The 18,966-nt window shown below is 73.4% G+C and carries 16 protein-coding genes and 1 pseudogene; 9 read left to right on the top strand and 8 right to left on the bottom strand.

Translation table 11 applies throughout. From position 1 onward, the window contains the following. Window positions 1–30: 30 nt before the first annotated feature. Complete coding sequence (locus tag OG509_RS16710; RefSeq protein WP_406187601.1) at window positions 31–657, bottom strand: flavin reductase family protein; 627 nt, start codon at window positions 655–657, stop codon at window positions 31–33. 139 nt (window positions 658–796) lie between these two features. Between OG509_RS16710 and OG509_RS16705 the strand changes: the two genes are divergently transcribed. Then, the gene (locus OG509_RS16705) at window positions 797–1,699 is read left to right on the top strand and encodes a hypothetical protein (protein ID WP_406183347.1); all 903 of its coding nucleotides are present in this window, start codon (window positions 797–799) and stop codon (window positions 1,697–1,699) included. 152 nt (window positions 1,700–1,851) lie between these two features. Then, on the top strand, window positions 1,852–2,646 hold the full coding sequence (locus tag OG509_RS16700; RefSeq protein WP_406183346.1) for a VOC family protein: 795 nt from the start codon (window positions 1,852–1,854) through the stop codon (window positions 2,644–2,646). 15 nt (window positions 2,647–2,661) lie between these two features. Here OG509_RS16700 and OG509_RS16695 read toward each other — a convergent pair whose 3' ends face one another. The 4 genes from OG509_RS16695 to OG509_RS16680 all read right to left on the bottom strand — a co-directional run bounded on the left by OG509_RS16695 (window position 2,662) and on the right by OG509_RS16680 (window position 7,947). Beyond that, window positions 2,662–3,453 carry an enoyl-CoA hydratase/isomerase family protein gene (locus OG509_RS16695; protein WP_406183345.1) on the bottom strand — a complete coding sequence of 264 codons (792 nt, stop codon included), beginning with the start codon at window positions 3,451–3,453 and terminating at the stop codon, window positions 2,662–2,664. A gap of 98 nt (window positions 3,454–3,551) precedes the next feature. Continuing rightward, on the bottom strand, window positions 3,552–5,786 hold the full coding sequence (locus OG509_RS16690) for an acetate--CoA ligase family protein (protein WP_406183344.1): 2,235 nt from the start codon (window positions 5,784–5,786) through the stop codon (window positions 3,552–3,554). 246 nt (window positions 5,787–6,032) lie between these two features. After that, complete coding sequence (locus OG509_RS16685) at window positions 6,033–7,247, bottom strand: flavin-containing monooxygenase (protein ID WP_406183343.1); 1,215 nt, start codon at window positions 7,245–7,247, stop codon at window positions 6,033–6,035. A gap of 166 nt (window positions 7,248–7,413) precedes the next feature. Beyond that, window positions 7,414–7,947 (bottom strand): hypothetical protein, encoded by a 534-nt coding sequence (locus tag OG509_RS16680; RefSeq protein ID WP_406183342.1) that lies wholly within the window; start codon window positions 7,945–7,947, stop codon window positions 7,414–7,416. 192 nt (window positions 7,948–8,139) lie between these two features. Between OG509_RS16680 and OG509_RS16675 the strand changes: the two genes are divergently transcribed. Further along, a complete protein-coding gene (locus OG509_RS16675) occupies window positions 8,140–8,592 on the top strand; it encodes a DoxX family membrane protein (protein WP_406183341.1) in 453 nt (150 codons plus the stop codon). Between the two features lie 23 nt (window positions 8,593–8,615). Next, the gene (locus OG509_RS16670) at window positions 8,616–9,035 is read left to right on the top strand and encodes a Zn-ribbon domain-containing OB-fold protein (RefSeq protein ID WP_406183340.1); all 420 of its coding nucleotides are present in this window, start codon (window positions 8,616–8,618) and stop codon (window positions 9,033–9,035) included. A gap of 11 nt (window positions 9,036–9,046) precedes the next feature. Here OG509_RS16670 and OG509_RS16665 read toward each other — a convergent pair whose 3' ends face one another. Beyond that, window positions 9,047–9,727: a pyridoxal 5'-phosphate synthase gene (locus tag OG509_RS16665; RefSeq protein WP_406183339.1), complete on the bottom strand. Its 681-nt coding sequence runs from the start codon at window positions 9,725–9,727 to the stop codon at window positions 9,047–9,049. Between the two features lie 206 nt (window positions 9,728–9,933). Between OG509_RS16665 and OG509_RS16660 the strand changes: the two genes are divergently transcribed. Continuing rightward, window positions 9,934–10,428, top strand: coding sequence for a hypothetical protein (locus OG509_RS16660; protein WP_406183338.1), 495 nt, complete (start codon window positions 9,934–9,936; stop codon window positions 10,426–10,428). Window positions 10,429–11,293: 865 nt separating this feature from the next. On the opposite strand, the gene OG509_RS16655 is transcribed toward OG509_RS16660, so the two are convergent. Next, window positions 11,294–12,511 carry an acetyl-CoA acetyltransferase gene (locus OG509_RS16655; RefSeq protein ID WP_406183337.1) on the bottom strand — a complete coding sequence of 406 codons (1,218 nt, stop codon included), beginning with the start codon at window positions 12,509–12,511 and terminating at the stop codon, window positions 11,294–11,296. Between the two features lie 143 nt (window positions 12,512–12,654). On the opposite strand from OG509_RS16655, the gene OG509_RS16650 reads away from it, so the two are divergent. Both OG509_RS16650 and OG509_RS16645 read left to right on the top strand, forming a co-directional pair. Then, entirely contained in the window at window positions 12,655–13,854 is a 1,200-nt protein-coding gene (locus OG509_RS16650) for an acyl-CoA dehydrogenase family protein (RefSeq protein ID WP_406183336.1), read from the top strand. Next, on the top strand, window positions 13,854–14,333 hold the full coding sequence (locus OG509_RS16645) for a nitroreductase family deazaflavin-dependent oxidoreductase (RefSeq protein WP_406183335.1): 480 nt from the start codon (window positions 13,854–13,856) through the stop codon (window positions 14,331–14,333). Before OG509_RS16650 ends, OG509_RS16645 begins: the two co-directional genes overlap by 1 nt. A 138-nt stretch (window positions 14,334–14,471) precedes the next feature. Here OG509_RS16645 and OG509_RS16640 read toward each other — a convergent pair whose 3' ends face one another. Then, window positions 14,472–15,119 carry a TetR family transcriptional regulator gene (locus OG509_RS16640; RefSeq protein ID WP_406183334.1) on the bottom strand — a complete coding sequence of 216 codons (648 nt, stop codon included), beginning with the start codon at window positions 15,117–15,119 and terminating at the stop codon, window positions 14,472–14,474. 384 nt (window positions 15,120–15,503) lie between these two features. Between OG509_RS16640 and OG509_RS16635 the strand changes: the two genes are divergently transcribed. Both OG509_RS16635 and OG509_RS16630 read left to right on the top strand, forming a co-directional pair. Beyond that, window positions 15,504–16,307, top strand: coding sequence for a VOC family protein (locus OG509_RS16635; protein ID WP_406183333.1), 804 nt, complete (start codon window positions 15,504–15,506; stop codon window positions 16,305–16,307). A 193-nt stretch (window positions 16,308–16,500) separates the two neighbouring features. Beyond that, window positions 16,501–18,926 (top strand): annotated as a pseudogene (locus tag OG509_RS16630) (serine/threonine-protein kinase). The last annotated feature ends 40 nt before the right edge of the window (window positions 18,927–18,966 follow it).

Here is an 18,966-nt window from a genome sequence, read left to right as displayed (position 1 = left end):
GGAGGCGGGGCCTTCCCGTCGTACGCGGGGCTACTCGGTGGTGAGGCGGCCGAAGCGGCCCTTGTGGAAGAGGAGCGGGCCGTCCTCCCCGGCGGCGCCCATGGCCTCCACCCGGCCGACCACGATCAGGTGGTCCCCGCCGGTGTGCACGGCGTGGATGCGGCAGTCGATCCAGGCGGGAACGGCGTCGAGCTGAGGTGACCCCGTCACGGGGGCGGGGGTGTGCGCGACCCCGGCGAACTTGTCGGCGCCGCTGACGGCGAAGGCCCGGCACAGCTCGCCCTGCTCGGCGCCCAGGACATTGACGCAGAACACCCCGGCGCGGGCGATCCGCGGCCAGGTGGTCGACGTACGGGCCACCATGAACGTGACCAGCGGCGGGTCGAGCGACAGCGAGGCGAAGGACTGGCAGGCGAATCCGGCCGGGCCGTCCTCGCCCTCCGCGGCCGGGGCGGTGATGACGGTGACCCCGCTGGCGAAGTTCCCGAGCACGGCCCGGAACTCGGCGGGGCTGACGGGTGCACGCTCGTCGTCGCCGACCGCCCGCAGATCGGGGCGCGGCAGCGCGTCGACGTGGCCGGCGTCCGGGTCCTGCTCCGACGGGGCGGAGGTGGGGGAGCCGACTGACCTGAGGTATCGGACGACGGTGGCCGCCATCCCTGCGTGTCCCATCACGTCAACGATTGAAGCTGACGGTCCGTCAGATGGGAAGGGGTGTGGGCGGGTGACTCGGAAATGGGAAGGGTGTATCGTCCCCATCGATTGAACATGTTCAATTCTTGTGGGGGTGGGGGTCATGGCGATGCCAGAGGTGCAGGGCGCACCGGACGCGCGGGGCGGGACCCGGACGCGCCTGTCGACCGGGTCGGAGCTGGCCTTCGCGGCGCAGTTCATCGTGGCGGGGGCGGTCTTCCTCGCCACCTCCGGCATGCGTGACGACCACGGCCTCGGCATCGGCTCCGCCGTCTTCGCCGCGATCCCTTTGATGCTGCTCGCAGTGGTCCTCGCCGCGTACCTGCACCGGGTGCTGTTCGTACTGCCGGTGATGGCGCTGACGCGGCCCCTGGGCAGCCCGTGGTGGGCGGTGCCCTGGGCCGCCGTGATCACCGCGGGCTACACGCTGTGGGCCGGTTCGGGCCTGGACCTGCCGTACGGCTGGACGGCGCTCTGGATCGCCGGCCCCGGGGTGCTCCCCGTGGCGGCGGCCTCGTACGCGCACCACCGGTCGCTGGGGTGGACCGGGATGGCGGCCCGGGTCGGCGCCGTCACCGGGATCGCCCTGCTCGTCTGTGGGGTCGGCGCGTTCCTCCAGGAGCGGACCGGGTTCGCCGCGTACGAGCCGCCCCGGCTGGAGCGGGACCGGTACGTGGGCCAATGGATCGGCGACGGGGGCGCGCGAAAGCTGCGGCTGAGCGAGAACGGCGAGGCGGTGGCCGACAACATGCCGCTGGCCGATCCGAACGCCGGGCCGTGGGACATGTGCTCGGGGACCGGGACGTGGAAGTTCGAGCCGAAGCGCGAGTCCGGCGGCCTCTTCCACCGCGGGCCGCGGGACCGGGTCACGCTCACGATCCCGGGCTGTGGCCGCCTCGACGCCTGGCAGGTGGCCGGCACGGCCGAACGGCCCGAGCTGTTCTGCGTCATCGGCGATCCGGACGACCTCCACCCCCGCTACGCCGTCACCCTGCACCGCGTATAGCGATGGCGGGCCGGGCGGCCCGGGCCGGGGTCGCGCCGTTCGCCCGTACGGGTGAATCCGTCGCCCCGCCGGGACCCGTACGGCGGACAGCCCCGCGGGAGGTGGGCATCGTGGCCCCCGGCCCGATCCACCCGTCCCCCAGGAGGACTCCCATGCTCGGCACCGACTTCCGTCTCGGATCGCCCGTCTGGCTCGACCTCGGCAGCCCCGACACCGACGGAGCCGCCGCGTTCTACGGCGCCGTCTTCGGCTGGCAGTTCGTCTCCGCCGGGCCTGACGCCGGCGGCTACGGGTTCTTCCACGCGGACGGGAAGACCGTCGCCGCGCTCGGGCCGCTTACCGAGGAGGGCGCGCGTTCCGCCTGGATGATCCACTTCAAGGCCGACGACATCCAGGCCACCGTCTCGGCCGTGAAGTCCGGCGGCGGGAAGATCCGCATGGAGCCCATGGACGTCATGGGCGAGGGCTGGCTCGCGCAGGCCACCGACCCGCAGGGCGCCGAGTTCGCGCTCTGGCAGCCCGGGAAGACCGCCGGGCTGGGGATGGTCTCCGAGGAGAACACCCTGGTCTGGGCGGAGCTGCACGTACCCGACCCGGCCACGGCCGTCACCTTTTACAACGGCGTCTTCGGCTGGCGCAGCCAGGACATGGAGGCGCCCGGGATGACGTACCGCGTGCTGAGCCTGAAGGACGGCGACCAGCAGCAGACCTCGTTCGGCGGGGTCGCGCCGATGGGCGACGGCGCGGGCGGCGAAGGGGTCGAGAAGCCGCGCTGGGTGCCGTACTTCAACGTCGCGGACGTCGACGCCACCGTCTCCGCGGCGAGCGGGAACGGCGGGTCGGTGCTCATGCCGGCCGCGGACGTGCCCGACGTCGGCCGGATCGCGTGGGCGGCGGACCCGTCCGGCGCCGTGTTCGCCCTGCTGAAGCCGAACCCCCAGATGTGAGGCGTCGGTTGACCGTCAACGTCCGAGGTACTTGGGCGAGCGGCGCTCAACGAAGCTCGCCACACCCTCGTTCGCGTCGGCGGTGGACATGTTGATCTCCTGAGCGGTGGCCTCGGCGGCCAGCGCGGCCGCCCGGCCACCGTCCAGGGAGGCGTTGACCAGCTGCTTGGTCAGGGCGAGGGCGCGGGTCGGGCCCTGCGCGAGACGCTCCGCCCACTCCCGGGCGGTGGCCTCCAACTCCTCGGCCGGGACCACCCGGTTGACCAGGCCGAGCCGCTCGGCCTCGGCCGCCGGGACGGCGTCGCCGAAGAACATCAACTCCTTGGCCTTCTGCGGGCCGACGAGGCGCGGGAGCAGGTAGGCGCCGCCGCCGTCGGGGACCAGGCCGCGGCGTACGAACACCTCGATGAAGCGAGCCGATTCGGCGGCGATGACGAGGTCGCAGGCGAGGGCGAGGTGGGCGCCGATGCCGGCGGCCGTGCCGTTGACGGCGGCGAGGACCGGCTTCTCGCAGTCGAGCACGGCGGTGATCAGGCGCTGCGCGCCGAGCCGGATCATGCGGGCGACGTCGCCGGCGATGCGTTCGCCCGGCGTCGCGGGGGCGCCGCGGAGGTCTGCACCCGCGCAGAAGCCCTTGCCGGTGGCGGTGACGACGACGGCCCGCACGCCGGGGTCGGCGGAGGCCTCGCCGAGCAGCCCGATGACGCGCTCGCGCTGGTCCCAGGTGACGGCGTTCATGGCCTCGGGCCGGTTGAGGGTGATCCACGAGACGCCGCTCTCGATGCGGTGCAGGACTTCGTCGGACATGGGTTGCACTCCCGTTCGGTGGTGATGGGGCGAGTACGGGCAACCGCTGCGCGGAGCCGCGCCTCGAACGCCGGCGGGGCTGAAACGGCGGCGGCGGCTCAGCGGCAGATGGCGAGCGCGTCCAGCGCCACCGCCCCCTGCCCCCGCGGAAGCACCATCAACGGGTTGATGTCCAGTTCCGAGAGCACACCCCCCAGCTCCAGCGCCATCCGCTGCACCCGCAGCACGACCTCCACCAGCGCGTCCACGTCCGCCGGCGGCGCCCCCCGCACCCCCTCCAGCAGCGCGTGCCCGCGCAGTTCGGTCAGCATCGCCCGCGCCTGGTCCTCGCCGAACGGCGGGACGCGTACCGCCGCGTCGTGCAGGACCTCCACCAGGACCCCGCCCAGGCCCACCGTCACCGTCGGGCCGAAGAGGTCGTCCTGGGTGACGCCGACGACCATCTCGACCCCCCGCTCCACCATCTGGCAGACGAGGATGCCGTCCAGCGGGACGTTCTCGTAGCGGGCGATGTCCGTCAGCTCCCGGTACGCGTCCCGGATCTGGCTCGCCGAGGTCAGGCCGATCTTGACCAGGCCCAGCTCCGTCTTGTGCGCGAGCTGCGGTCCCGAGGCCTTCATCACCACCGGGTAGCCGACCAGCCCCGCCGCCCGTACCGCGGCCGCCGCGCTGGTCACGAGCTGCTCGCGGGGGACCCGTATCCCGTACGCCCGCAGCAGCTGCTTCGCCGCGTGCTCGCTGAGCTGCTGGCCCGGGCGCATGAGTGCCTGCGCCTTGCGGTACGAGGGGGACGGGGTCCGCGGCGCGTCCTCGAAGGGGGAGCGGTACGCGGCCGTGAACCGGTGGTGGCCGAGGTAGGCGCGGACGGCGGTGATGCAGTTGCCGAACGTACGGAACGTGGCCACGCGGGAGGAGCCGAGCAGGGTGGTGCGGTATGCCTCCTCGGTGCCGACCGGGGAGCCCCAGATCACGCAGACGAGCTTGTCCGTGGCTTCCGCCGCGTCCACCAGGTCCTGGGCGAGCTTGTCGCTCATCGGGGGGAAGGGGCCGGTGATCGGGCAGATCAGCACGCCCACCGCCGGGTCGGCGAGGATGGCGTCGATGATCTTGCGGCCGCGCCAGTCGCCGACCGGGTGACCGCCGTTGTCGACGGGGTTGTCGACGTTCAGGTACGGCGGTATCCACTGGTGCAGCTCGTCCTGCTTGGCCCGGGAGAGGGTGGGCAGGCTGAGCCCGGCCTCGGTCGCCAGGTCGGAGAAGTGGGCTCCGGTGCCACCGGAGATGGAGTACACGACGACCCCGTCGGCCAGCGGTCTGCGGGCCCGGGCGAGGAGGGCGGCGGTGTCCTGGAGCTCGTCCAGCCCGTCGACGCGGATGACGCCGAACTGGCGCATCGCGGCGTCGACGACGGTGTCGGCGCCGGTCAGCTTCCCGGTGTGGGAGGCGGCCATCCGGGCGCCGGTCTCGGTGCGGCCGACTTTGACGGCGACGACGGGGACGCCGTTGCGGGCGGCCCGGTCGGCGGCCAGGAGGAACTGGCGGCCGTCCTTGAGGCCCTCGACGTAGCAGGCGATGGCGCCGACCTCGGGCTGCTCGGCGAAGTAGGAGATGAAGTCGGAGGTTTCGAGGTCGGCCTCGTTGCCCGTGGGGGCCCAGTGGGAGAGCCGGATGCCCAGCTCCTGGAGGGTGTAGACGGGCCGGCCCTGGTGGCCGGACTGGGTGATCAGCGCGATCGCCGGGCCGTCGAGGTCCTCGCGGAACTTCTCGAAGGCGTTGAGGTTGGTGTTGGGGCCGAGGAGGCGCAGGCCCGACCGCCGGACGGCGGCGGCGAGCCGCTCCTGTGCGGCGGCGCCCGCGTCGCCGGTCTCGGCGAAGCCGGAGGCGAAGGCGACGGCGAACTTCACCTTGGCCTCGGCCAGTTCCTCGATCACGGGCAGCGGATCGCCGACCAGGAGGACGGCGAGGTCCACCTGCTCGGGCAGCTCGGCCACGGAGGCGTGGCAGGCCAGCCCGAAGACGGTGGGGCGGGTGGGGTGCACGGGGTGGATCCGGGCGCCGACGCGCTCCGCCCAGGCGATGAGCTGGCGGGTGATCCCGGTGTTCGGTCTGCCTTCTGCGTCGGAGGCGCCGATGACGGCCACGGACCCGGGCCGGAAGAACCGGTCGAGGTCGGGGACATCGGCGTGCAGGGGCCGTCCGCTGACGTCCACCGCGACCGCGTCCGCGGCGGACGGCGCCGCCGTGGAGTGGACGGCCGTCCTGGGGGTCTCCCCGCAGGCCTCGACACGTGCGCGGAAGTCGGTGGTGAGGGTGCCGTGAGTAGATCCAAGCATCGTTCCGCCCGCTCCTGCTCGATGAACCTCAATAACTGACGCGTAGTCAGATTACTGAACTGACGTGCCGTCAGGAACAGTGCTGCGCAGGAAAGCTGGTGGAGGTGGTGTGTGGAACGGTGACAGATCCCGCCGGGAGGGGTCCAGGGCGCGTTTTCGGCCGCTGACGGGGTCGGTGAAGCCGGTGAAGTACGGGCCGGGGCCGCCCGGGCCTGAGCCTGGGCGGTCCCGGACGGCCCCGGACGGTCAGGCGAGGGGGTCGACCGGGCGCAGGCCCGTGTCCGGGAGGGGGGTGACCGGCGGCAGCCCGGTCCGGGGGCCGAGGCGGCGGGAGGCCACCTTGGCGATCTTCTCCGCGTCCAGGGCCATCTCGCGGAACATGCCGCTGATGGGGTTGGTGAAGCCGGTGAAGTAGAGGCCTGGGGCCTGCGCGGGGGAGCGGGTGCCGTGCGTACGGGGGCGGCCGTGCCCGTCGAGTACGTCCAGATGCCCGACCAGGCCCTCCAGGCCGCGGCGGTATCCGGTGGCCGCGACCACCGCGTCCGGGGTGATGCGGGAGCCGTCGGCGAGAACCACGTCCGCGCCGTCGAACGAGGCCACGGCGGCGACCGGTTCGACCCGGCCCGCGCGTACGGCGTCGATCAGGCCGACGTCCTGGACCGGGACCGCGCCCTCCTTGACCCTGCTGTAGAGGCCGGTGCCGGGGCGGGGGAGTCCGTACGCCGTCAGGTCGGGGACGGAGGCCTTGGCGATGAGCGCGCAGAGCCGGTCCACGAGCCGTACCGGCAGCCGCCGCACCAGGATCCCGCTGCGCTGCGCGGGCCAGCCCGCGGTGGAGCGGCGCACGATGTGCGGGGCGGTGCGCACGGCGAGCCGCACCCGGGCGGCCCCGCCCTCGACCAGGTCGACGGCTATCTCGGCGCCGGTGTTGCCGGTGCCGACGACGAGCACGTCCCGGCCCTCGTACGGGGTGGCGTTGCGGTACTCGCGGGCGTGCAGCAGCTGCCCGGTGTACGTGCCCCGGCCCGGCCAGTCGGGGAGCGCGGGCGTGTGGTTGAACCCGGTGGCGACGACGACGGCCCGGGCGTCGAGCACCCGCCCGCCGGTGGCGTGCAGCAGCCAGCCGTCCCCGCCGGGGGCGGGGTCGATCCGGGTCACCTCGACGCCGGTGACGACCTCCAGCCCGTGGAACTCGGCGTACCTCTCCAGGTACCGCACCACGTTGTCCCGCGACACCCACCGCCCGAACCGGCGCGGCATGGCCAGCCCGGGGAGGGCGGAAAGCCGGCGGGTGGTGTGCAGGTGGAGCCGGTCGTAGTGCCCCCGCCAGGAGGCGCCGACCGCATCGGACTTCTCGACGACCACCGCGCGCACCCCGCGGGCGCGCAGCGCGGCGGCCGCGGCGAGGCCGCCGGGCCCGGCGCCGATCACGTAGACCGGGCGGGGCTGGGTGGAGGACATGTCGGGGGGTGTGGGGACTCCGGGCATGAGGAGTGAGCGTATCGACACACAGCGTTGATGGGTCTCGGACAAGGAGGGAATCGATTGCGGATCGATCACGGGGCGGTTGGACGGCGGGCCGGGGGAGAGGGGCGGGCGGCCCCGGGGTGGCTGCCGGCGGCGCGCCTCACATGGGGTACGTCCGGAACGTGACCTTGGCGCGCTGCTCGTCCGTCCACAGGACGCGCACGTCCAGGGAGTCGTGCCCGCGCCGGTCGGGGCGGTAGGTGTTGAGCTGGAGCCCGTACGAATCCTCCGTCACGCCGTCGGGGCTGGGCCGGCAGGCAGGGTTGCACCGGTCCCCCGGGAGCGAGACCAGCCACGCCCGGGCCTCGCTCCGCGGCATGTCGAACGAACCTTCCCACTGGCTGATGTAGCCGCCTTCGAGTATCTCGATGCAGGCCTCCCCGGCCGTCCCGGACGGCAGGGCGGCGCCGAACTGCGACACCGCTTCGGAGCAGGGGGCGGGTTGCGTTCCCCAGGTGCCGCCGCCGGCGAACGCCCACAGGAACACCCCGAACCAGACGAGCGGGGGCCCGAGGCCCGAGAGCAGGGCGAGACCGATCAGCCGCTTCGTGCTCCGCCGCATCGGGGGCGACGGCGGTACGTGGGCGCCCCAGGCGGGCTGCTGCCCCGTGGTCTGTCGGGCGTCGTGGCTCATCGTGCGACTCTCCTCGAAATTTCGAACACGTTCAACGTCGGGGACGCCCACGAAGGGGTGGGTGGTTCCGGGTGGTTCCGGGTGGTGCCGCGTGGTTGCGCGCGCTTCCGCGTGGTTCCGGTTCGGGGCCTTGCGGGATCGGCGGGGATCCGGTGAACTGACGTACCGTCAGATCGAGGAAGGGGTGGGCCGATGCAGACCATCTGGCTCAGTGGGGCCGAGTGGCTCGCCGTGCTCCGGATAGGGCTCGGCCTGTGGTGGCTGGAGAGCTGGCGGCACAAGGACAAGAAGGGCTGGTTCGAACGCGGCACCGGCATCGCCTGGGCCGCGGACGTCGCCGGCAAGCACCGCTGGCCGTTCGTGAAGGGCGGCTTCGAGAAGGTCGTCCAGCCGCGCCCGCGGCTGATGGCGTACGTCGTCGTCTACGCGGAACTCGCCCTCGGGCTGGGGCTGGTGATCGGATTCCTGACCCCGATCGCGCTCGTCGGCGGGCTGCTGCTGAACCTGCTGTATCTGGTGCTGATGATCCACGACTGGGCCGAGCAGGGGCAGAACGCGATGATGGCCCTGATCTCGCTCGTCGCGCTCTTCGCGATGGCGTGGCAGACGTGGTCCGTGGATGCGGCGATCGGACTGTTCCTGTGAGTTCTGTGAGTGCTGTGAGTCCTGTGGCCGCGCCGCGTTACGACCTCCCCGAGACCGACGACTTCACCCGCCCCTACTGGGACGCGGCCGCCGAGGGCCGGCTCCTGCTGCGCCGCTGCGCGGACTGCGGGCGGGTGCACCACTACCCGCGCGAGTTCTGCCCGTACTGCTGGGCCGGCGAGGAGCGGGTGGCCTGGGAGCCCGCGAGCGGCCGCGCCACCCTCTACACGTGGTCGGTGATCCACCGCAACGACCTCCCGCCGTTCGGGACGCGCGTCCCGTACACCGCGGCCGTGGTGGACCTGGCCGAGGGCCCGCGCATGATGACGGAGGTCGTCGACTGCGACCCGGCGGAACTGCGGATCGGCATGCCGCTCGAAGTGGCCTTCCGCGAGGCGGCGGAGGGCGTGTGGGTGGCGGTGTTCCGCCCGGACGCCGCCTGACGCAGTCGCCTTCAGGGCCAGAGCAGCTCGCGGGTCCAGGCGGTGGCGCCCGGCGAGCGGCGGTAGCGCAGCCGGATGTGGCGGCGGGCCGGGTCGCCCTGGAAGAACTCGACCTCGGTCGGGTCGAGTACGTACCGGGTCCAGGTCGGGGCCGGAGCGTCCGGCTCCGACCCGGCCCGCTCCCAGGCCGCCTCGGAGACGCGCCGCAGCTCGTCCACGCTGTCGAGCACCTCGCTCTGCCGGCCGGTCAGCGCCGCCGCGAGCGCGCCCCGCGAGCGGACCGCCAGGTCCGCCCGGCTCTCCTGCGGCCCGCGGGCGGTGACCCGGCCGCGGATCCGGACCTGCCGGGCCACGGCCGGCCAGTAGAACCCGAGCGCGGCGTCCGGGTGCCCGGCGAGCTGCCGGCCCTTGGCGCTGGTGGCGTGCGAGGCGAAGTGCCAGCCGTGCCCGTCGGCGTCGTGCAGCATCAGGGTGCGTACGTCGGGCCGCCCGTCGGCGTCCACGGTGGCCAGGCTCATCGTGTGCGGCTCCGGCTGCCCGGCCGCGGCGGCGTGCAGGAACCACTCCCGGAACAGTGCCAGCGGCTCGGCGGGCGCGGCGTCCGGATCGAAGCCGGGCAGCGGGCCGTCCCACACCCGCAGCGAGTGCAGGGTGGCGTGGAAGTCGTCGCTGCTGCTGGTCTCACTGGTCATACCGCCCATCGAACCATGGGGACCAGCTTCGGCATTCGCCGGATTCGGAGCCTCCGCTCTTCCTATGATGTGCAGCCTTCAACGACTTGAGGTGGGGGCCCATCATGCGCAACGGCGGTAGTGGTAGAGCGAGCGGGGCGAGCGGGGCGAGCGGGGCGAGCGGTACGAGCGGGGCGAGCGGGATAGGTGGGAGGGGGCGCGGCGGGGTGCTCCGGCGCACCGTGGTGGCCCTCCTGGTCGCCTGCACGGCGGCGGCCTGCGGCCCGGCTGAGGGCGGGGGCCCGGCGGTGTCGCTGCCGCCGAGACCATCGGCGAGCGTGTCGGCCTCGCCTACGTCGACACCGACGCCGTCCCCGGCCGTGACGGCCACACCGTCCCCGACCGCGACACCGACCCCGACCCCCACGCCCACTCCCGCCGCGCAGACGGCGGACGCCAAGCCGGCTCCGACCCGTACGCTCTCCTCCGGCTCGACCGGCAGCACGCCGAAGCCGCCCGCCACGAAGGCGCCGACGCAGGCGCCGACGAAGGAGGCGAGCCATCCGGCGAGCGGCACGTGCGAGATCGTCTCGAACGCCGGGAACTGCTACAAGGCGGGCCAGTTCTGTCGCAAGGCAGACCTGGGCCGCTCGACCCACGCCGAGAACGGGCGCCTGATCTACTGCCGCCTGGATGGAAGCCAGCCGCGCTGGCAGTACTGAGCGGCGGGGGCGGTCTGTTGGCCGGGGTCGGGAGGGGCGGGGTCCCGGCAACCGGCATCAGAGGGAGTCCGGGGGTTTCCCGACAGTCCACTGTCCTTCCGGTGCGGTCCGGGCCGTCAAGGGCGCTCACTTCGTTCGCGTCGCTTCGCGATGGCCTTCGGCCACCCTTGACTGCCCGGCCCGCCCCGGAATGCCATAAGACTGTCGGGAAGCCCCCGAAGGAACGGTCAGGGGGGCAGGTCCAGGTTCGGGTCCCTCAGGGATGCCGATCTCACCACCCGGTTCAGCCGTCCTCTCCAAGGGGCACCGTGCACCCCTTCCCGCACCCCGGCAGCCCAACCTGCACCAGACAGCGACGAGATGCCCATCCCGTCCCGGTCGGGCGGGATGCGCATCAAATCGCTACGCGCTTCGCCCGGCATAGCGTCCGACGACCGCCTGTGGCTGGACATAAGCCGCCCACGGCCGGCATGGAGGGCCGTTGGCCTGCGACAGCAGGTCATTTGTCCCTTTTGGTGGCCAATCCGGACCCTCAAAGGGCCTTGTCGGAGTGGGAGGTTGAGAAATCCGGCATCAGACTCCCTCACACCCCCTTTTCCGCCCCCTCTCGCTCTCTTTCCAGCCCAGAGAGCGTGCAGACGCCCGAAAACCCGCCCACGGAACGACCCGACACGGAAGGACAGTGGACTGACGGGACGCCCCCGGACACGCCACCGACCCCGAATGACAGGAGCCCGGCCCTTGGCGTCCCGGTCGACCTCACCCGACCCCGAATCAGGGGTCCCGACCCCGGCATCCGGTCGACCTCACCCGACCCCGAGCCGACAGCCCCCGCCCACCCGACCCCACCCCGCCCGGTTCCCCCCTACCCCCGCCCCAGGATCAGCGTCCCCGACGAGCAGAACCAGCCCCCCGTGCCCGACGCCAGGGCCACCTCGGGGCGTCGGCCCCCCGGTTTGCTGACCTGGCGGTCCGGGCCGGCCTCGCCGCGGAGTTGGCGGACCGCCTCGACGATCAGGAACAGGCCGCGCATGCCCGGGTGGCAGGCCGACAGGCCGCCGCCGTCGGTGTTGACCGGGAGTTCGCCGTCGCGGAGCAGGCGGCCCTTCTCCACGAAGGCCCCGCCCTCGCCCTTCGCACAGAAGCCGAGGTCCTCCAGCGTGACCAGGGTCATGTACGTGAACGCGTCGTAGATCTGCGCGACGTCGACATCCGCCGGGGTCACCCCCGCCCGCTCGAACGCCGTGCGGCCCGAGACCGCCGCCGGGGACACCGTGAAGTCCTCCCACTCCGACATCGTCGTGTGGGAGACCGACGTGCCCGAGCCCAGGATCCAGACCGGCTCCTTCGCCGTGTCCGGTACGTAGTCCGCCGCCGCCAGCAGCACCGCGCAGCCGCCGTCCGAGCGGATGCAGCAGTGCAGCTTCGTGAACGGGTCCGCGATCATCTCGCCGGACAGGACGTCCTCCACCGTGATCGGGTCGCGGAACATCGCGTCCGGGTTGGTCGCCGCGTTCGCCCGCGCCTGGACCGCCACCGAGGCGAGCTGCTCCAGCGTCGTCCCGTACTCGTGCATGTGGCGTCGCGCGGCCATCGCGTACTTCGAGACCAGCGTGTGCCCGTACGGCACCTCGAACTGCAGCGGCCCCCGGGCCCCGAACGACAGGTTCGAGGTGCGCCGCCGCGCCTTGATGTCGGCCCGGGCCGTCGAGCCGTAGACCAGCAGCACGGCGTTGGCGTGGCCCGCCGCTATCGCGTCCGCCGCGTGCGCCGCCATGACCTCCCAGGTCGAGCCGCCCACCGAGGTGGAGTCGACCCAGGTGGGGCGCAGCCCCAGGTACTCGGCCACCTCGACCGGCGCGAGGACGCCGAGGCCGGCCGAGGCGAAGCCGTCGATGACGGAGCGGTCCAGGCCGGAGTCGGCCAGGGCGCGGCGGGCTGCCTGCGCGTGCAGCGCGTACGGGGTGGGGCCGTCCACCCGGCCGCAGTCGGAGAGGGCGACGCCGACGACGGCGACCCGGCGGCGTCCGGTGCGGGGTCCGGTGCGGGGTCCGGTCGTGGGTCCAGGCGTGGGTCCAGGCATGCGTCAGACCGTACATCTGACATAGCGTCAGTTTCTAGGCCGCGCCGCACACCCCTCGCGATACCCGCGCGCCCCGCCCCCTGTGCATCTGCCGCCGCCCGCCCTAACATGACGGCCCGTCAGATACGGGGAGGAGCCCGACGATGGATGCCGCCTTCACCGCGGAGCAGGACGAGATGCGCCGCACCCTGCGCGAGATCCTGGGCAAACGCTGCGGCCCGGACGAGGTCAAGGCCGCCGTCCGCACCGCCGCCGGACACGACCGAGAGCTCTGGCAGCAGCTCGCGCAGCAGCTCGGCCTGCCCGGCATCGCCGTCGCCGAGGAGTACGGGGGCGTCGGCTGCACCCCCGCCGACCTGGCGCTGGCCTGCGAGGAGACCGGCCGGGCGCTGCTGCCCTCGCCGCTGCTGGCCACCGCCGCGCTCGCCGTACCGCTGATCACCGCCCTCGGCACCGCCGCCCAGCGCTCCGCGCTGCTCCCGGCGCTCGCCGCCGGCGGGCTCACCGCCGCCCTCGCCGTCCCCGGCCCGGCGCTGTCCACCGCCCTCGCGCTGACCGGCGACAACGCCCCCGGGGAGTGGGCCGGCGGGGGACGCGCAGGCGGGGTTCAGGCCCGGCCCGGCGAAGACGGCGGATGGAGGCTGTACGGGGAGGCCGCCCAGGTGCTCGACGGGCACAGCGCCTCCCTGCTGCTGGTCGCCGCGCACACCGGAGGGTTCGCCCGGAGCCGGACCCTGCTGTTCCTCGTACGGGAGGACGCGGCCGGACTGGCCCGGTCGCGGCAGACCACCCTGGACGAGACCCGGTCGCAGGGCCGCGTCCAACTCCGCGACACCCCGGCCGAGTTGCTCGGCGCCGACACCGACAACGCCACCGACGAGGCAGTCCTCGCCGCGCTGGCGTCCACCGGGCGCACCGCCGCCGCCGTCCTCGCCGCCGAGGCGGTCGGCGCGGCCGGGCAGGCGCTGGCCCGCACGGTGGAGTACGTACGCCAGCGCGAGCAGTTCGGACGGCCCATCGGCTCGTTCCAGGCGGTCAAACACCGGCTCGCCGACCTCTACGTACACGTCCAGGCGGCCCGCTCGGCGGCCTACTACGCCGCCTGGGACCCGCAGCAGGGCGGCCTCGCCCTCGCCCAGGCCCTGGAGGCCCTGCGGATCACGGCGGGCGAGGCGATCCAGCTGCACGGCGGCATCGGCTTCACCTGGGAGCACGACGCGCACCTGTACTTCAAGCGGGCGGCGGCCGACGAGCTGCTGTTCGGCCCCGTCCACCGGCTGCGGGCGCACGCCGCCCACCGCGCGGGCCTGTTCACCACCCCACAAGAGAAGGTGGCCGTCTGATGGCAGTGGCAGTCGGCGTCAAGCTGATGCAGAAGGTCTCCTCGACCATGCTGTTCGCCAAGATCGCTCCGCATTTCATCCCGGCCATGGACAAGGCGGTGCACAGGCTGACCCGCGGCAAGGTCATCCTCAGCGCCCAGATGCTCCCCGGCGTGATCCTGACCGCCAAGGGCGCCAAGACGGGCGAACCGCGCACCACGCCGCTCGCCTGCATGCCGGAGGAGGGGGGCGTCAGCTGGCTCCTGATCGGCTCCAACTTCGGCCGCCCCGGACACCCGGCGTGGACCGCGAACCTGCTCAAGCACCCTGACGCGGACGTGAGTTGGAAGGGTCAGGACATCGCCGTACGGGCCCGGCTGCTGGAGGGGGCGCAGCGCGCGGCGGCGTGGCAGGCCGTGCTGGGGTTCTGGCCGCCGTACGCGACGTACCAGGCGCGCATCGAGCGCGAGATCCGGCTGTTCCGCCTGGAGCGTCGCTGATTGCGGCGGGCGGCCGGTGAGAGAGCGGAAGAGGGGTGCGGGGGAAGGGGTGTAGCGCGGGACCGGGAAGTGCGGGCAGGGGCAGGTGCGGGGACAGCGAGGGGTGGGAGGGCGGCGGACCCCGGGGAGGGTCCGCCGTTACTTGGTCGGCTTCTTCCCGGTGATGCCCAGGTGGACGAGCAGCGCCAGGTTCGGCTTGAGCTCGGCCTGCTTGACGCCCCAGGTCTGGAAGCCCTTCTGGTGCGAGGCGACCGCGGCCAGCATCGCGACCAGCGAACCCGCCATCGCCGCCGGGCTGACGTCCTTGTCGACCTTGCCCTTGGCCTGGAGCTCCTTCATCGACTCCGTGAGGGAGTTGGTGACGGAGTTCAGGATCTTCATGCGGATCTTGTAGAAGCGCTTGTCGCCCTCGGCCGCGCCGAGGTCGACGACCCGCAGGATCGCGTCGTTGCGCCGCCAGAAGTCGAGGAATCCCTCGACGAGTTCCTCGGCGGCCTGCCAGCCGGCCTTGCCGACCCAGTTGCGGCCCTCGACGAGCGCCGTCAACTGCGCGCCCTCCGTGGCCATGTGCTCGGCGATCTCCAGGACGGCGCCCTCGACGTCCGGGAAGTACTGGTAGAAGGTCGCGGGGGAGGTGCCGGCCTTGCGGGCGACGTCGATCACCTTGACGTCGCGGTACGGCGAGGAGCTGAGCATCTCGCTGAGGCAGTCGAGCAGCTTCTGCCGCGTCGCCTGACCGCGCCGGCCGGCAACGCGGCCGTCGACGGTGCGTACTTGTCCTGTCATGCCGTCAGCTTACCGAGGGGTGATCTGCGCGCGATTCGGCCGCCTGCAAATGGGGTTACGTGACCCCTGGCCTGGGTGAAGGCCGCGCCCCGGGCCGCCGCGGGCGGCGGTTTCCGGGTCACGGACGTGCCGGTTCCGGGCGATGGACGTGCCGGTTCCGGGCTCATCCCGCACAGATCCGGTGCGAATTCCGCGCGGGCGAAGCCGTCGTCAAGGCCGGTTCCGGGCCGGTTCCGGGCCGATTCCGAGGCGAATTCGCCTCGGACCCACCCCGCCCGCTTCCTCTCGAAATCCCCCGATTAGTCTTATCAACAGGCTGTGGACAAGTTTTCGGGCAGATCATGGCTGAGGGACACAGAGGGGCACAACGGAAGGAACCGGGCCATGGCCGCATTCGCGGAGGGAACACCCTGCTGGGTGGACGCCTCGCTGCCGGACGTCGAGGCCGGCAAGCGCTTCTACGGTGAGCTCTTCGGGTGGACTTTCGCCGCCGGAGCCGGCCCCGAGTACGGCGGCTACACCCAGGCCTACAGCCGCGGCCGCAACGTCGCCGCCCTCGCCCCCAAACCCGACGGCCGCATGCCCACCGTCTGGGGGATCTACCTCTACACCTCCGACGCCTACGCCTGCGCCGCCCGCATCCGCGCCTCCGGCGGCCAGATGGTCATGGAGCCCCAGCCGGTGGGCCCGTACGGGGGCGCCGCGCTGGCCGCCGACCCCGGCGGGGCCGTCTTCGGCCTGTGGCAGCCCGGCACCCACCACGGCTTCGAGGCCCAGCAGGAGCCGTACACGTACTGCTGGAGCGAGCTCTACACCCGCGCCCGCGACGCGGTCGACGTCTTCTACGCCAACGTCTTCGGCTACGTCCCCGAGGACCAGGACGACGCGGGCAGCGGCGTCGAGTACCGCCTGTGGTCCCCGCCCGGCAGCCGGCCCGGGGCCGAGACCGCCGTCATGGGGCGCAGCCTGATCACCGACGCGTTCCCGGAGATCATGCCGGCGCACTTCCTCGTGTACTTCGCCGTCCCGGACGTCGACCAGTCCGTCGCCACGGTCAAGCGGCTCGGCGGCCGGGTCACCGCCGACCCCTTCGACACGCCGCACGGGCGGATCGCGGTCGTCGCCGACAACCAGGGCGCGGTGTTCGCCCTGCTCTCGGAGCCCCGTACCGGTCCGCTCGGTCAGTGACGCCCTCCCGGGTCCTCCCGGGTCCTCCTGGACTGTGACGACGCGCCCTGCGCGCGGGCCTGACAGAATCGGGGTTGCGCGACTCCGGGCGGCGCCCGGGGTGAGACGCTGCACGGGGCCGACCGCCGTGCCGGCGCGCGTGCAGGTGGGAACGGGCCCGGCAAAGGCCCGTACGGGGATTGTGAGGCGAGTGGTGGAGCAGCTGACGCAGCACGACCCGAGACGGATCGGCCCCTTCGAGGTGCTGGGACGGCTCGGCGCCGGCGGCATGGGGCTGGTCTATCTCGCACGGTCGGCATCCGGACGCCGGGTGGCGATCAAGACGGTGCGGACCGAGCTCGCCGAGGACCAGCTGTTCCGGGTGCGCTTCACCCGTGAGGTGGAGGCGGCGCGCGCCGTGTCCGGCTTCTACACCGCGGCCGTGGTCGACGCCGACCCGCGGGCCGCCGTGCCGTGGCTGGCGACCGCGTACGTCCCGGCGCCCTCCCTGGAGGAGATCGTCAACGAGTGCGGGCCGATGCCCGCCCAGGCCGTACGGTGGCTCGCCGCCGGCATCGCCGAGGCCCTGCAGTCCATCCACGGGGCGGGCCTCGTCCACCGCGACCTGAAGCCGTCCAACGTGCTCGTCGTCGAGGACGGCCCGCGCGTGATCGACTTCGGCATCGCGAGCGGCGTCTCCAACACCCGCCTGACCATGACGAACGTCGCCGTCGGCACGCCCGCGTACATGTCGCCCGAGCAGGCGAAGGACTCGCGCAGCGTCAAGGGCGCCAGCGACGTCTTCTCGCTCGGCTCGACCCTCGTCTTCGCCGCGACCGGGCATCCGCCGTACCACGGGGCCAACCCGGTGGAGACGGTGTTCATGCTGCTGCGCGACGAGCCCAACCTGGAGGGGCTCCCGGACGAGCTGCGGCCGCTGATCGACTCCTGCATGCAGATGGACGCGACCCAGCGCCCGACCCCGGCCGACCTCCAGGCGCAGCTCGCCCCGCACCTCTTCGACGGCGGCGACGACAGCGGTACCGCCTCGGCGTGGCTGCCGGGCCGGGCCGTCGCGATGATCGAGGCCCGGCGCGCCGGGCAGCGTACGGCGGCCGCGCCGGTCCCGGCGCCCGGCCGTTCCCCGGGGCGCGGCTCCGACGCGGCGACGCACCGCCGGGAGCCGCGCGGCGGCGCCGGTGGGCCCGCCGACCCCTGGGTCGACCCGCGCACCGGCCAGGCCCTGCCCCAGCGTCCGCAGCACCCGCCGCGGCCGGTCTCCCCGGCGCCGTCCGGCGAGCCGGTCCGGATCGGGGCTCCCCGGTGCCGATCGGGCCCGGGCCGCGCGCGGCCGCCGCGGCGCCCGCCGCGCACGCGGCCGCCGCCGACTCGGCGACCGGCTGGGTCCGCCCGCCGGGCGGTGGCGCGGCCGCCTCCTCCCAGGCCCACGCCCCGGCGTCCTCCTCCGCGTCGGCCGTGGTGCCCTCGCCGAGCGCGGGCCCCGACAGCGGCCGCTGGCGGCCCTGGCGCTTCCGCATGTCGAACGAGGTCTGGGGCACCCCGACCGTCGCCGGAGACCTGCTGTACGTGACCTCCTTCGAGGTGCACGCGCTGGACGTGGCCAGCGGCCGGCGCCAGTTCAAGACCCGCGACGTCGCCTGGTCCATGGCCGTCTCGGACGGCCGCATCCACGCCTCCGACGGGCCCTCCCTCTACGCGCTCGACGCCGGCGACGGCTCCGAGCGCTGGCGGCTGAACACCGACGCCTGGGTGTACGCGCTGCGCGCCGACCGGGGCACCGTCGTCACGGCCACGCGCGGGGGCGGCGTACAGGGCTGGGAGGCCTCCAACGGCCAGAAGCTGTGGGAGCTGACCGGCGCCCAGAGCGACTTCGAGACCCCGGAGGCGGCCCCCGTCCTCCACGAGGGCACGGTGTACGTGTGGCAGGACGCGCGGCTGCGGGCCCTGGACGCCCGCAGCGGCCGCGAGGCCTGGTCGTACCCGGTCGGCGACGCGGCCTCCTGCGGCAACGTCCCGGTACGGGTCACCCCGGCCCCGGACGGCAACGTCTACATCGCCGCCGGCACCCGCGTGCTGTCCGTGGACCGGGCCTCGGGCCGGGTCCGCTGGCACTTCGAGGCCCCGGCGGTCTTCCTGGCCGCCCCGGCGTTCGCGCCCGGCGCGGCGGTCACGGGCGGCGGGGTCTACCTCGCCGACTACCTGGGCACCGTGTACGCCCTCGACGCGGCCACCGGCCAGGACCGCTGGCGGATCGCGACGGAGGCACGGCAGTCCTCGGACCCGGTGGTGGTCGCGAACGGCAACGTCCACCTGGGTGCCGGCAGCGCCCTCTACACGCTGGACGCGGTCACCGGCACCCCCAAGTGGCGCTTCGCCGCGGGTGGCGAGATCACCGGCCTGCCGGCGGTCGCCGACGGCCGGGTGCACTTCGGCTCGGCCGACCACTGCCTGTACACCCTGGACGCGGCGGGCGGCCAGCTGCGCTGGAAGCTGGCCACGGGCGGGGAGATCACGGGCGCCCCGGTGGCCGAGGCGGGCGTGGTCTACGCGTGCAGCAAGGACCGCTGCGTGTACGCCCTGGATGCGGCCAAGGGCACGGGCACCCGTACGGCCGGGTGAGGGTTTTCGGGCCCCTCCGGGTCGCGTGCGGCACCGGGAG

Source organism: Streptomyces sp. NBC_01006 (genome assembly GCF_045162725.1).
GTDB lineage: Bacteria > Actinomycetota > Actinomycetes > Streptomycetales > Streptomycetaceae > Streptomyces.
This window is presented reverse-complemented; position numbering and strand designations above follow the sequence as displayed.